This window comes from Streptomyces sp. NPDC086519 (assembly GCF_040686075.1).
GTDB classification, from domain to species: domain Bacteria; phylum Actinomycetota; class Actinomycetes; order Streptomycetales; family Streptomycetaceae; genus Streptomyces; species Streptomyces shenzhenensis.
Map to the genome: position 1 here is coordinate 1 of NZ_JBFBJL010000125.1, position 13784 is coordinate 13784.

Consider the following 13784-nt stretch of genomic DNA (forward strand, 5'->3'; position numbering starts at 1 on the left):
TGGGGGCACCTCCCAGGCCCTTGAGGCACTGGGGGAGGCACGACTGCCCGCGGCTGTACGAGCCACGGCTGGACAGCGCCCCGCAAGGGGCGCGGGGCCGAGTCGATGTGCGGCTCCGCCGCGTGGACGCGACCAGCCCCCATCCGCCCGCAGCCGCGCAACCGGCCCTCACCGCCCCTTTCTCGCGACGATCCGGTACGTGTTCGAGAAGGGCGTCCGGCGCAGCAGCGGTGCCAGGGCGTGGTCGGTGATCCTCGCCACGGCGGCCAGCGGCGCCGCCGCGCGCAGCCACCGCTTCGGCAGGAGCCGGCCCAGGACCAGTGCGAGCGCGGCGGAGATGTCGTACGGCGTGTGGGGCGACTTCCGGTCGGTGCTGAGGATCTCGCAGCCCTGGGACTCCAGTTCCGCCCGCAGGTTGTCGAGTGGCATCAGGTGCAGGTGACGGGGCTGGCCGTGGGGGATCCACCACTTGCCCAGCAGCCTGGCGAACGCGCTGTGCGGGTCGGGGACGTCGATCAGGACGTGGCCGCCGGGGCGCAGCGCCGTGAGGGCGGCGCGGAGTTCGGCGCGTGGGTCGGGGGTGTGTTCCAGGTGGTGGAACATGCTGACGACGTCGTAGCGGGCGCGCAGCCGGGCCAGCATCTCCGGGGCGGCCAGGTAGCCGCAGTGGGCCTCCTCGATGTGGCCCTCGGCCTGGGCCCGCACCACGCGCAGGGTCGGGTCCAGGCCGTCGAAGGACGTGTAGGGGAAGAGTTCCCTTGCCCTGCGCGGGAAGTGGGCGTGGCCCGTGCCGACGTCCAGCCAGCTCTCCGGTTCCGGCAGCGCCAGTATCGCGCGGGCGGCGGCGTGGTGCCGGCGGCGGCCGGCGCGGGTGGCGTGCAGGCGGTCGGCGTAGTCCTCCAGGCGGCCTTCGTAGAAGTCCCGGTGGTAGAGGGCGAGGCCCGCCGGGGACAGCCGGGGGTTCTGGAAGGTGTGGGCGCAGTCGCGGCACTCGTCGACGGTGAACGTGCCGGGCCGGTGGTGGAGGAGGTCGGGCGCGCGCAGGCGGGTGCGCAAGCGCCTGGAGCCGCACCAGGGGCAGTCCTCGCGGCGCGGCTCGTGGAACCGGTCGGGGCCCGGGGCGGGTTCGGGCGTGGGCGGCGGCATGGTCGGCTCCCTGTACTCCCTGTGCTCCCTGAACGCAATCCACTGCAAACCGGAACGTATGGGATCCCCGACTCGCGTGCCAAGGCGCCGTGCGGGTGGGTTGGGGTGGAGATCCGGTACCGAACCTCGGGCATGTCCGACGGGGCAGGGGGCGCACACCCCGCTGCCGCGTGCCGGGGCCTGCCGGATCCCGGTGCGCGACACGCCCCGGCCGGATCCATGCGGCCCCTGCCTCTCCCGCCCGCCGTCGACCGTGCGGGCACTTTCATCGTCTCCCCGTGCCCCGGACGGCACCGGCGACACGCCCGCCAGGGGCGCGAGCAGCGCCCCGAATACCGTGATTCTGGTGATTTCAGCTGATTCGCTGGGTACCCGGACGGCACCCGAGGACGAACCGTCCCGCTTTCGAGGCGAAAGACCGAGGTGAAAGAAATGACCACATCTCCCAGGCCGTCCATGGAGACGCACCCGGACATCGTCGAGATGCGGCTGCGCCACGAGACGGCGGAGCGCGCGACGAGCACCGCGCAGGGGCAGGCAGTCGGGACGATGGCGTTCCTCACCGGCATCTACCTGGCGGCCTCGCCGTGGATCGCCGGCTTCAACGGCCTGTCCACCCTCGCCGTCACCAACCTCATCGTCGGCATCGCCTACGCGCTGGCGATGAGCGGCGGGTTCGGCCGGGCCTACGAACGGACCCACAGCATGGCGTGGTGCGCCTGTCTGCTGGGGGTGTGGACGATCATCGCGCCGTGGGTGGTCGCCGGTTCGGTGCACACGACCAGGACCATCGTGAACAACGTCGTCACCGGCGCGGTGGCCTTCCTCCTCGCGCTGGCCGCCGCCGCGACCGCCCGGGCCGCGGAGTCGTCGACCCTCAGGGGAGGCATGGCGGCACGGTAGGCCGCGGGCCGCGGGCCGCGGCCCCGGACCAGGGGCACGGCGCCGGGCTCGGCGGCGAGCCGGGTGCGCCGTCCGTACCGGACCGGCCGTGCGCCGGCCGGCCGTCCGGGCCGATGACGTCGGCCCCGGCGCAGGGTGAGCCGGGCCCGCCGAACGGCCCGTCCGCCGGATTCGACCCGATTCGCCCCGGAGGCGCGGCGGGACGCCGATACCCGCTCCGACCAGGGCCGGAGGGCATGGCAGGAGACGCCGGCTGAACCGTTCGTTCGGTGCCGGTACTGTTCGGCGAATGAGCTCGCTGAATCTCGACGACTTCACCGATCTGATCGAGCGCCCCGACGGCGGTGTGCGCCGTGACGCCGAGGCGCGCCGGGAGCGGCTGATCGTGCCGCCCGGGTCGCTGGGCCGCCTCGACGACCTGGGTGAGTGGCTGGCCGCCGCGCAGGGTGCCGTACCGGTACGGACCGTGGAACGGCCTCGGGTGCTGCTCTTCGCCGGTGACCACGGGGTCGCCGAACTCGGCGTCTCCGCGCGGCCGGCGGGCAGCGCGGGGCTGCTGGTGCGGGCGATCCTGGAGGGGGCCAGCCCGGTGGCGGTGCTGGCCCGGCGGCTCGGAGTGCCGGTGCGGATCGTGGACATGGCACTGGACTGCGACCCGGAGACGCTGCCCGAGGAGGTCGTACGGCACCGGGTGCGACGGGGCAGCGGCCGTATCGACATCGAGGACGCGCTGACCCTGGAGGAGGCCGAGGCGGCCTTCCGGGCGGGGGTGGCGCTGGCCGACGAGGAGGCCGACTCGGGGACCGATCTGGTGGTGCTCGGCGACGTCAGCGTCGGCGGCACCACGGCGGCCTCCGTCCTGGTCGCGGCGCTGTGCGGGACGGACGCGTCGGTGGTGACCGGGCGGGGCGGGCTCGCCATCGACGACCTCGCGTGGATGCGCAAGTGCGCGGCGATCCGGGACGCGCTGCGGCGGGCGCGGCCGGTGCTCGGGGACCAGGTGCAGTTGCTGGCGACGGTCGGCGGGGCCGACCTCGCGGCGATGACCGGGTTCCTGTTGCAGGCGGCGGTGCGGAAGCTGCCGGTGGTGCTGGACGGCGTGGTGGTGGCCGCGTGCGCGCTGGTCGCCCAGCGGATCGCGTTCCGGGCGCCGGACTGGTGGCTGGCCGGACATGACAGCGGAGAGCCCGGCCAGGCGAAGGCACTGGACCGGATGGCCCTGGAGCCGCTTCTCGATCAGGGCGTGACGGTCGGTGAGGGCGCGGGCGCACTGCTCGCCCTGCCGCTGGTCCAGGCCGCGGCGGCACTGGCGGCGGAGCTGCCGGAGAAGCCGGAAAAGCCGGAGAGCGAAGATCAGCCGACGGATTAGCGGGACCGCGGGCACAGCCGAGACGGCACCGCCGGGCTGCGCCGTCTCGGCCGGCCGCCGTCGCGGCGGGCAGAAGAGACCGGCACAGGAGAGGGACCGGCGAGCCGGCGGAGCGGTCGACAAAGGAGCCCCAGCAGCGACTGACGGCGCCGCACACCGAGGCCAGAGCGGCACCGCCGAAGTGCGCCGTCTCGGCCGGTCGTCGTCGCGGTGGGCAGAAGAGACCGGCACAGGAGAGGGACCGGCGAGCCGGCGGAGCGGTCGACAAGGGAGCCCCAGCAGCGACTGGCGGCGCCGCATACCAAGGCCAGAGCGGCACCGCCGAAGTGCGCCGTCTCGGCCGGTCGCCGTCACGGCGGGCAGGGCGGGTGGCCGTGGCGCCGCTTCAGGGCGCGGGGCTGTATCAGCGTGCGGCCCCGCCGCATGGGCGTGGCCGCACGGAATGCGAGCGGTACCGGCCGTTGCGAGACCCGCGGCCCACGGAGGCGTCCGACGGAAATAGGGTGCGTGTGGCCGAGTTCACCACAGGAGCCCCCATATGATCGCTCTCCATGGGAGATGTCCGAATTGCCGTGGAGCGGTGTGATGGACGTGGGCCGGGGCGGCGGGGAGCGGGGGTTTCCGGGCGGGCCGCCGCCGTTGCCGTGTGGTACCTGCGGGCCGTCGCCTTCGTCAATTTCCTCAGCGCGGTGTGGGTGTCGCTGGGGCAGGACGTGCGGCGGCACAACCAGGAGAACTTCTTCACGCCGTACCTGCTGACCGCCGGCTTCGCCTCCGGCGTGTTCACCGCGTTCCTCGCGATCACGATGCGGCGGCGCAAGCGGGCCGCGTGGATCCTCAACCTGGTGCTGAGCGGGCTCTTCCTCGCGCTGTTCGCGTTCGCCATGGCCTTCCCGGAGATCCGGCGGTACGCGCAGAACTGGATCTCGATCGTGCTGACCGCGGCCTTCGTGGGGGCGCTGCTGGTCGGGCGGCGGGAGTTCTACGCCAAGGGCGACCGGTCCAACCCGCGGCTCGCCGCCACCGTCGCCGTCGGCGGCGGCCTCGTCGCCTCGCTGCTCGCCGCGTTCCTCGTGACCATGACCAACCAGGCGCCGCACGCCGCGCGTTCGACGTTCCCGGAGCGCTGGCACTACGGCACCCTCCGCCTGGTGTCGGTCGCCGCCGACCCCTCCCGGTTCCCGTACATCGCGCCGCCCAACTGGGTGAACGTCGTCATCAACGTGCTCAGCACGCTCCTCCTGCTCGCCGTCCTCTACGCCGCCTTCCGCTCTCGTCGCGCCGTCGACCCGATCACCGAGGACGACGAGAAGCAGTTGCGGGCGCTGCTGGAGCGGCACGGCGAGCGGGACTCGCTCGGGTACTTCGCGCTGCGGCGGGAGAAGAGCGTGGTGTGGTCGCCGACCGGGAAGGCGGCGGTGGCGTACCGGGTGGTGGGCGGGGTGTCGCTCGCCTCCGGGGATCCGATCGGGGATCCGGAGGCGTGGCCGGGGGCCATCGTGCCGTGGCTCGCCGAGGCGCGGGCGCACGGGTGGATCCCCGCGGTGATGGGAGCGAGCGAGGAGGCCGGGACCGTGTACGCGCGGCACGGGCTGGACGCGCTGGAGCTCGGGGACGAGGCGATCGTCGAGGTCGCCGAGTTCACGCTGGAGGGGCGGGCGATGCGGACCGTCCGGCAGGCCTGCAACCGGGTCAGGCGGGCGGGGTACACGGTGCGGATCCGTCGGCACGAGGACATCCCGGCGGACGAGATGTCGTATCTGATCCGGCGTGCCGACGACTGGCGGGACGGGGCCACCGAGCGCGGGTTCAGCATGGCGCTGGGGCGGCTCGGGGACGCCCGGGACGGGCGGTGCGTGATGCTGGAGTGCGCGGACGGGGAGGGGGAGCTGCGGGCTCTGCTCTCCTTCGTGCCGTGGGGGCCGGGCGGGCTCTCCCTCGACCTCATGCGGCGGGACCGGGACTCCGACAACGGGCTGATGGAGTTCATGGTCATCGAACTGCTGAGCCGTGCCGGAGAGATCGGGATCACGCAGGTCTCGCTCAACTTCGCGATGTTCCGCTCGGTCTTCGAACGGGGTGCGCGGCTCGGCGCGGGACCGGTGCTGCGGCTGTGGAGGTCCTTGCTGAGCTTCTTCTCCCGGTGGTGGCAGATCGAGTCCCTGTACCGGGCCAACGCCAAGTACCGGCCCATCTGGGAACCCCGGTTCCTGCTCTTCGAGAAGAGCGCCGACCTGCCGCGCATCGGCCTGGCGTCGGCGCGCGCGGAGGGGTTCCTCGGGGCCGTGCCGGCGGGGCTGCCGACGTCGGTGCGTCACGAGCGCCTGGAACCACGCAGGGACGCCCGAAGAGTCCCGCGGCGAGACACGCACGGATGAGGACCACCGCGTGAAACCGCTCGCCCGCCGGGCTCGCGCCGAATGGGCGCTGTTGTACGCCGCCGTGCACGGCCCGCTGACGGAGCGCCGGCTGCGGGCGGTGCCGATGACGGTCGGGGCGGTGTGCCTGACCGCGCTGCTTCAGTTCACGCAGAACCAGCCGTGGGGCTACCGGTTCGTGCAGGACGTCGGCGCGGTGCGCGCCGAGGACCCCCTCTGGAGGGCCCTGCTGCGCACCCCGCTGTCGCTGTTCGTGCCGGCCCTGGACCTGCCGGTGTGGGGCGCGCTGCTCCAGATCCTGGTGGTGTTCGGCATCGCCGAGGTGTGCCTGGGCTGGTGGCGGAGCCTGACCGTCGCGTACGTGGCGACCCTCGCCGGCACGCTGTACGCCCGGCTCGGCATCGCCTTGGGGCCGCACGGTCCGCTGGGTCTGCACGCCTCGGACGCCCGGGTGGTGGACGCCGGGCCGTCGGCGGCCGTCGTCGGGCTCGCGGTCTACCTGGGCTGGCGGTACGGCGCCCAGGTCACCGCCGGCACGGTGGCGGCCGCCATAGTGGTCGAGGTGGCGCTGAAGGACAACCTCGCCGGGAAGGAGCACCTGGCGGCCATCGCGGGCGTGGCGGCGCTGTGCGCGGCGGTGACGGCGGGGCGCCGTCTGTGGCACCACCGACGTCAGCGGCGACCGGAACCGGATCCGGAGCCGGGTTTGGATCCGGGGCCGGGGCTGGGTGCGGAGCCGGGGCTGGATCCGGGGCCGGTGCTGGGTGCGGGGCCGGGATCGGGTCCGGGTCCGGAGCCGGGTTCGGGTCCGGGTCCGGAGCCGGGTTCGGGTCCGGGTCCGGGTCCGGAGCCGGGTTCGGGTCCGGGTCTCGGTCCGGGGTCGGGTTTGGATCCGGCGCTGGGTCCGGGGCCGGCGCTGGGTTCAGGGCCGGGGCTGGGGCTGGGTCCTGGGCTGGGTTCGGGTTCGAGTCCGGGTTTGAGTCCGGAGCCGAGGCTGGGTTCGCAGCCGGGGCCGGGCAGCCGGGCCGGTTCGGGGCGGTCGGGTCTGCCGCCGATCCAGTCCTGAAGGGTCCGGGTGAGCCGGGACCAGCGACGGTCGTGACGGTAGGAGCGCAGTCCGGCCCGGGCCCGGGCGCGCGGCCGGTTGCCGTAGAAGCGGCGGGCCCAGGGCGAGCCGGGGCGGGCCAGGCGGACCGCGCCGACGATCGCGACCAGCGGGACGATCACCCCGAAGATCGCGGTGCGCGCCTTGCCCTTGCCCAGGGCGACGAGGGAGAAGAGGAAGTTGGCCGCGACGTTCGCGATGACGGTCCCCCGGCCCTGGAGTTCGTCCACCGTGAGGTCGTTGACGCCGAACGGCGAGAACCCGGCGAGCAGCAGCCCCACCAGCGCGGCCGTGATGACGACGACCTCCACGCTCTTGCGGCCCTCCTCGGTCCAGTAGACGTCGCCGAGATGCAGGATCAGCGCGAACTCGTCGAGGACGAGCCCCGCGCCGGCCCCGAAGACGACCGCGGCGAGGGCCGCGCCGACGCCGTTGCGGGAACTGGCGACCGCGGCGAAGCCGCCGATGACGACGAGGACGACCCCGGGGACCACGTGGTGGATGTGCAGCCCGCCCGCCCGCACATTGCGGAACGGGCCCTTTCCGGCGCGGATCAGCCGGGTGACGGCCCGGGTGATCGCGAAGGTCAGGACAAAGGCGGTCAGGGCCAGCAGCAGCGGGAGTTTGCCGGGCTCGATGATGTTCCGCTCCAGCCAATGTCCCATGTGCGCACTTTATCCCCGTCCGCCCTCCCGGCTGTGCGGCCGGGGACACGGCCCTTGCTGACCACCGGGTAACCTGCGCCGGTGGCTGCGACCTCTGCGACTCCCTGGCCGGACGGCGTCCGCTTCGCCTTCGGCACGCTCACCGTCTTCCCCGTGAAGGTGACCCGCTGGGACCGCGAGGCGGCCCGCGGCGGCATGCTGTCCGCCCCGCTGGCCGGCCTGGCGGTCGGCCTCTGCGCGGGGGCGGTCGGCGCACTGCTGGTGGTGCTCGGGGCGGGTGCGCTGCCGGCCGCGGTCGCCGCCGTCGCCGTACCGGCCGTGCTCACCCGGGGACTGCACCTGGACGGTCTCGCCGACACCGCCGACGGCCTGGGCAGCGGCAAGCCCGCCGAGGACGCCCTGCGGATCATGAAGCAGTCGGACATCGGGCCGTTCGGGGTCATCACGCTCGTCCTCGTCCTGCTCGGCCAGGTGGCCGCGCTGGCCCAGGCGTACGGCGACGGGTGGGCGCGGGGTGCCCTGGCGGCGGTCGTCGCGGCGACGGTGGCCCGGCTGGCGCTGACGCTGGCCGCGGTGGAGGGGGTGCCCGCCGCCCGGCCGGAGGGGCTGGGGGCGGCGGTCGCCGGGGTGGTGCCCAAGGTGGGGGCGACCGTGGTCACGTTCGCGGTGATGCTGCTGGCGGCGGGCGCCGGGGCGCTGGTCGGGCCGGGCGACAGCCTGCGGGCGCTGCTCGCGGTGGTGGTCGCCGAGGCCGCGACGGACGGGCTGCTGCGGCACTGCAGGCGGCGGCTGGGCGGGGTGACCGGGGACGTGTTCGGGGCGCTCGCCGAGACCGCGGCCACCGCGGCGCTCGTGGTGCTCTCGTTCGGCGGCCACTGAACTGGGGCCGCCGAAGGGGCACTTCGGCGGCCCGGCTTCAGCAGGCCCGGCTTCAGCAGGCCTTCCGCCACGCCCCCAGCTCGTACTTCTTCTCCAGCGAGCTCAGCCGCAACTTCCGCGACTGGGCGCAGAACCTGCTGGCCGGCAGTTCGTACTCCACGTGGAAGACCGCCTTGTCCGCCTTGATGAACGGCTTCAGGTCGTCGCACTCGCCGTACTGGGCGCACTGCTCGTTCACCGCGAAGTCGAAGTCGCCCACCAGCTGCGGGATCTGGTCCAGGTCGTTCTTCAGGCCCACCGACAGACCCCGGTCATGGGCGAGCCGGGCGATGAGCCGGTTGTAGCGGAGTTGGTCGGCCGCCGTGAGGGGGAAGCCCGTGCGGTTCCTGTAGCCGTCCATGTTGTCGGGCTCCACCGCGTCGAAGCCCTTCTTCACGCACATGTCGAAGCGGGCCGCCATCAGCGGCTTCAGCACGTCCGTACGACGGATGTCCAGCCAGCGCTCGCCCTGCCAGCCGTTGCCGCGGCCGAGCACCGGGGCGGGGAACTTCCGTGCGTCGGGGCGCCAGTCCTCGTAGGCGCCGGTGGAGATGTAGCAGATCGCCTTGCGGCCCTTGCGGTGCAGCGTGGCGACCGTCGCCTTTGACTGGTCGAAGCCGTCGATGTCGTAGACGGACGCCTCGACGGAGGTGTCGACACGGCCGCTCAGCTGCCACTGCCAGCTGACCCCGGGTCTCGGCTGCCAGCGCCCGGTGTCCTCGGGGGCCTGGGTGCAGCCGGACAGCACGGCCGGCAGGAGCAGCAGGGCGAGCAGAGGCGTGGCGCGGGACATCACCGGTCGGGCTCCAGGGCGGGTGGCGGATGACGACGTCGATGATCTCCCATACCGGTTACGGGACGGCAAGTGGCCCGGATGCCACCCTCAGGTGAACGACCGCAGGAATGAGCGAGCGCATACACACGCGTAGGCTCGTCCCGGGTGTTCGCCGACGGGGTGAAGGCCCCGGTCGCAACGCGTCCCGCGGGCATTGCCCAGGGTCGCCCCCCGGGCCCGGTCGACCCACCCACTCGGCCACTGCAACTCAACATCGGAAGCGAGATTCCACCACCGTGACTGCTCTCACACTCAGCACCTCAGCGGCGCCCGGCCTCCGGGCCGACGCGATCGTGATCGGTGTCGCCAAGGGCGCCAAGGGCCCGGTCGTCGCCCCGGGCGCCGAAGCCGTGGACACGGCCTACGACAGCAGGCTCGCCGCCGTCCTGGAGACCCTCGGAGCCTCGGGTGCCGAGGGCGAACTGACGAAGCTGCCCGCTCCGGCCGGCTTCAAGGCCCCGCTCGTCATCGCGGTGGGCCTGGGCGCCGAGCCCGACCGGGACGCGGAGTACGAGGCCGAGGCGCTGCGCCGGGCGGCCGGTGTCGCCGCCCGCGCGCTGGCCGGGGCCCGGAAGGCGGCCTTCGCGCTGCCCGTCGAGGACGCGGCCGCCGTGGCCGCGATCGGCGAGGGCGTGCTGCTCGGCGCCTACTCCTTCGACACGTACAAGGACAACGGTGCCAACGGTGCCGGCACCGGCAAGGGCGCGAAGGCGAAGAACGGCAGGGCGCCGCTCGCCGAGGGCGTGCTGCTCGGCGGCAAGCCGCGGGACGCGGCCCACAAGGCGGCCCTGGCCCGTGCCACGACCGTCGCCGAGGAGCTCAACCGGGCCCGCGACCTGGTCAACACCCCGCCGAACGACCTCACGCCGGCCGCGTTCGCCGCGATCGCGCAGGGCGCCGCCAAGGAGCACGGCCTCAAGATCCAGGTGCTCGACGACAAGGCCCTCGCCAAGGACGGCTACGGCGGCATCCTCGGCGTCGGCGGCGGCTCCGCTGCGACCCCGCGGCTGGTGAAGCTGTCGTACACGCACGCCGAGGCGGACAAGCACCTCGCCTTCGTCGGCAAGGGCATCACCTACGACTCGGGCGGCATCTCGCTCAAGCCGGCCGGCCACAACGAGACGATGAAGTGCGACATGAGCGGGGCGGCGGCGGTGTTCGCGGCGGTCGTCGCGGCGGCGCGGCTCGGTCTGCCGGTCAACGTGACCGGGTGGCTGGCGCTGGCCGAGAACATGCCGTCCGGCACCGCGGTGCGCCCCGGTGACGTGCTGCGCATGTACAGCGGCAAGACCGTCGAGGTGCTCAACACGGACGCGGAGGGCCGGCTGGTGCTCGCCGACGCGCTGTGGGCGGCGTCGGCGGAGCGGCCGGACGCGATCGTGGACGTGGCGACGCTGACCGGCGCGATGATGCTGGCGCTGGGCAGCCGGACGTTCGCGGTCATGGGGAACGACGACGCGTTCCGCTCCGCGGTGTACGAGGCCGCGGAGGAGGTGGGCGAGCCGGCGTGGCCGATGCCGCTGCCGGAGCACCTGCGCAAGGGGATGGACTCGCCGACCGCCGACATCGCGAACATGGGCGAGCGGATGGGCGGCGGGCTGGTCGCGGGCCTCTTCCTGCGGGAGTTCGTGGGCGAGGGGATCACCTGGGCGCACCTGGACATCGCGGGGCCGGCCTTCAACGAGGGGGGTGCCTTCGGGTACACGCCGAAGGGGGGCACGGGCTCCGCGGTGCGGACGCTGGTGCGGCTTGCCGAGCTGACGGCTGCGGGCGAGCTGGGCTGACATCGGTTTTTGTGGACGGGACCTCGCGCGCGGGTAGGGCGGGGTCCCGTCGCCTGTTCACTCCGTCCGGTCCGCCGTCCGGCGACTGCGGGTCGTGGGGGCTTCTCGCGCCCACGCGGCGGAGCCGCACATCGACACAGCCCCGCGCCCCTGGGCGGGACCGAGCGCCCTTCCTCACATGTGAGCGTGTGGTGTCTCACACCCCGGCCCCGCGTCTCGTTCACCTCCGACAAGTGCGAAGATGGGGCTCGGCAGGACAGGGCCCCACCCACAGGGCCGAAGAAGAGCGGCCGGACACCAGCCGACCGACCGGTCAACCACCCGTATGGGACAAAGGTGCCCGGCGTACGGCGCACATGCATGGAGGACGTGACGTGGCGAACGACGCCAGCACCGTTTTCGACCTAGTGATCCTCGGCGGCGGTAGCGGTGGTTACGCCGCGGCCCTGCGCGGGGCTCAGCTGGGCCTGGACGTCGCCCTGATCGAGAAGGACAAGGTCGGCGGTACCTGCCTGCACCGGGGTTGCATCCCCACCAAGGCCCTGCTGCACGCGGGCGAGATCGCCGACCAGGCCCGCGAGAGCGAGCAGTTCGGTGTCAAGACCACCTTCGAGGGCATCGACGTGCCGGCCGTCCACAAGTACAAGGACGGCGTGATCGCCGGTCTGTACAAGGGTCTGCAGGGTCTCGTCGCCTCCCGCAAGGTGACGTACATCGAGGGCACGGGGCGGCTGTCCTCCCCCACCTCCGTGGATGTCAACGGCCAGCGGATCCAGGGGCGCCACGTGCTCCTCGCCACCGGTTCCGTGCCGAAGTCGCTGCCGGGTCTGGAGATCGACGGCAACCGGATCATCTCCTCCGACCACGCCCTCGTCCTGGACCGCGTGCCGAAGTCCGCGATCATCCTGGGCGGCGGTGTCATCGGCGTCGAGTTCGCCTCCGCCTGGAAGTCCTTCGGGGCCGACGTCACCGTCATCGAGGGTCTCAAGCACCTCGTCCCGGTCGAGGACGAGAACTCCTCCAAGCTTCTTGAGCGCGCCTTCCGCAAGCGCGGCATCAAGTTCAACCTGGGCACCTTCTTCTCGAAGGCCGAGTACACCGCCGACGGCGTCAAGGTCACCCTCGCCGACGGCAAGGAGTTCGAGGCCGAGATCCTGCTCGTCGCGGTGGGCCGCGGTCCCGTCTCCGCGGGCCTCGGCTACGAGGAGCAGGGCGTCGCCATGGACCGCGGTTACGTCCTGGTCGACGAGTACATGCGGACGAACGTCCCGACCATCTCCGCCGTCGGTGACCTGGTCCCGACGCTCCAGCTCGCGCACGTCGGCTTCGCCGAGGGCATCCTCGTGGCGGAACGCCTGGCCGGCCTGAAGACCGTCCCGATCGACTACGACGGCGTGCCGCGGGTGACCTACTGCCACCCCGAGGTCGCCTCCGTGGGCATCACCGAGGCCAAGGCCAAGGAGATCTACGGTGCGGACAAGGTCGTCGCTCTGAAGTACAACCTGGCGGGCAACGGCAAGAGCAAGATCCTGAACACCGCGGGCGAGATCAAGCTCGTCCAGGTGAAGGACGGTGCCGTGGTCGGCGTCCACATGGTCGGCGACCGCATGGGCGAGCAGGTCGGCGAGGCCCAGCTGATCTACAACTGGGAGGCGCTGCCCGCCGAGGTCGCCCAGCTCATCCACGCCCACCCGACGCAGAACGAGGCGCTCGGCGAGGCCCACCTGGCCCTGGCCGGCAAGCCCCTGCACTCGCACGACTGACCCTCGGTCGAACACGCGACGACTCAGACTTCCGCAATTCGTAAGGAGCAACCGAAACCATGGCGGTTTCCGTAACCCTTCCGGCGCTCGGCGAGAGCGTCACCGAGGGCACTGTCACCCGCTGGCTGAAGGCCGAGGGCGAACGCGTCGAGGCCGACGAGCCACTGCTCGAAGTCTCGACCGACAAGGTCGACACCGAGATCCCGGCCCCCGCCTCGGGCGTGCTGGCCTCGATCAAGGTCGCCGAGGACGAGACGGTCGAGGTCGGCGCCGAGCTGGCCATCATCGACGACGGCACGGGTGCGCCCGCCGCCGCTCCCGCCCCGGCCGCCGAGCCCGCGCCCGCCCCGGCCCCCGCCGCCCCCGCGCCGGTCGCCCCCGCGCCGGTCGCCGAGGCCCCCGCCGCCCCGGCCCCGGCCCCCGCTGCCGCCGCCGCTCCGGCCGGTGGCGCCTCCGGTACGGACGTGGTCCTGCCCGCGCTCGGTGAGTCCGTCACCGAGGGCACCGTCACCCGCTGGCTGAAGTCGGTCGGCGACTCCGTCGAGGCCGACGAACCGCTGCTGGAGGTGTCGACCGACAAGGTCGACACCGAGATCCCGGCGCCCACCTCCGGTGTGCTGCTGGAGATCGTGGTCGGCGAGGACGAGACCGCCGAGGTGGGCGCCAAGCTCGCCGTCATCGGCGCCCCGGGTGCCGCTCCGGCGGCCGCCCCCGCCCCGGCCGCCCCGGCACCGGCGCCCGCCGCCGCTGCCCCGGCCCCGGCCCCCGCCGCCCCGGCTCCGGCCCCGGTCGCGCCGGCCCCCGCGCCCGCCCCGGCTGCTCCTCTTCGTCATCAGCTGGCGCTGCGTGTAGAACTGCGACGCCGACATCAGGACGATCATGATCGCGGTGACGACCCGGACGTCCGTGAGGGAGGCA

The 13784-nt window shown here is 73.2% G+C and carries 9 protein-coding genes and 2 pseudogenes; 8 read left to right on the top strand and 3 right to left on the bottom strand.

Features of this window, described 5'->3' with window-relative positions:
• Window positions 1-168: 168 nt before the first annotated feature.
• On the bottom strand, window positions 169-1146 hold the full coding sequence (locus tag AB0P24_RS46910) for a class I SAM-dependent methyltransferase (RefSeq protein ID WP_365805462.1): 978 nt from the start codon (window positions 1144-1146) through the stop codon (window positions 169-171).
• 432 nt (window positions 1147-1578) lie between these two features.
• On the opposite strand from AB0P24_RS46910, the gene AB0P24_RS46915 reads away from it, so the two are divergent.
• The 4 genes and pseudogenes from AB0P24_RS46915 to AB0P24_RS46930 form a co-directional block, all read left to right on the top strand.
• Window positions 1579-2049 carry an SPW repeat protein gene (locus tag AB0P24_RS46915; RefSeq protein ID WP_365805464.1) on the top strand — a complete coding sequence of 157 codons (471 nt, stop codon included), beginning with the start codon at window positions 1579-1581 and terminating at the stop codon, window positions 2047-2049.
• A 289-nt stretch (window positions 2050-2338) separates the two neighbouring features.
• Window positions 2339-3418: a nicotinate-nucleotide--dimethylbenzimidazole phosphoribosyltransferase gene (gene cobT / locus AB0P24_RS46920; protein WP_365805466.1), complete on the top strand. Its 1080-nt coding sequence runs from the start codon at window positions 2339-2341 to the stop codon at window positions 3416-3418.
• A 551-nt stretch (window positions 3419-3969) separates the two neighbouring features.
• Complete coding sequence (locus tag AB0P24_RS46925) at window positions 3970-5796, top strand: phosphatidylglycerol lysyltransferase domain-containing protein (protein ID WP_365805468.1); 1827 nt, start codon at window positions 3970-3972, stop codon at window positions 5794-5796.
• A 10-nt stretch (window positions 5797-5806) separates the two neighbouring features.
• Window positions 5807-6427, top strand: a pseudogene (locus AB0P24_RS46930) (hypothetical protein); the annotation flags it as partial.
• Between the two features lie 404 nt (window positions 6428-6831).
• On the opposite strand, the pseudogene AB0P24_RS46935 reads toward AB0P24_RS46930, so the two are convergent.
• Window positions 6832-7566 (bottom strand): annotated as a pseudogene (locus AB0P24_RS46935) (hypothetical protein); the annotation flags it as partial.
• Window positions 7567-7647: 81 nt separating this feature from the next.
• On the opposite strand from AB0P24_RS46935, the gene AB0P24_RS46940 reads away from it, so the two are divergent.
• A complete protein-coding gene (locus AB0P24_RS46940; protein WP_365805470.1) occupies window positions 7648-8445 on the top strand; it encodes an adenosylcobinamide-GDP ribazoletransferase in 798 nt (265 codons plus the stop codon).
• 52 nt (window positions 8446-8497) lie between these two features.
• On the opposite strand, the gene AB0P24_RS46945 is transcribed toward AB0P24_RS46940, so the two are convergent.
• Window positions 8498-9277, bottom strand: a complete 780-nt coding sequence (locus AB0P24_RS46945; protein WP_365805472.1) for an endo alpha-1,4 polygalactosaminidase — start codon at window positions 9275-9277, stop codon at window positions 8498-8500.
• Between the two features lie 278 nt (window positions 9278-9555).
• Here AB0P24_RS46945 and AB0P24_RS46950 point away from each other — a divergent pair, with 278 nt between their 5' ends.
• The 3 genes from AB0P24_RS46950 to AB0P24_RS46960 form a co-directional block, all read left to right on the top strand.
• A complete protein-coding gene (locus tag AB0P24_RS46950) occupies window positions 9556-11103 on the top strand; it encodes a leucyl aminopeptidase (RefSeq protein WP_365805474.1) in 1548 nt (515 codons plus the stop codon).
• A gap of 374 nt (window positions 11104-11477) precedes the next feature.
• Entirely contained in the window at window positions 11478-12866 is a 1389-nt protein-coding gene (gene lpdA / locus AB0P24_RS46955; RefSeq protein ID WP_365805476.1) for a dihydrolipoyl dehydrogenase, read from the top strand.
• 59 nt (window positions 12867-12925) lie between these two features.
• A partial coding sequence (locus tag AB0P24_RS46960) for a biotin/lipoyl-containing protein (protein WP_365805478.1) occupies window positions 12926-13784 on the top strand: 859 nt, incomplete at its 3' end.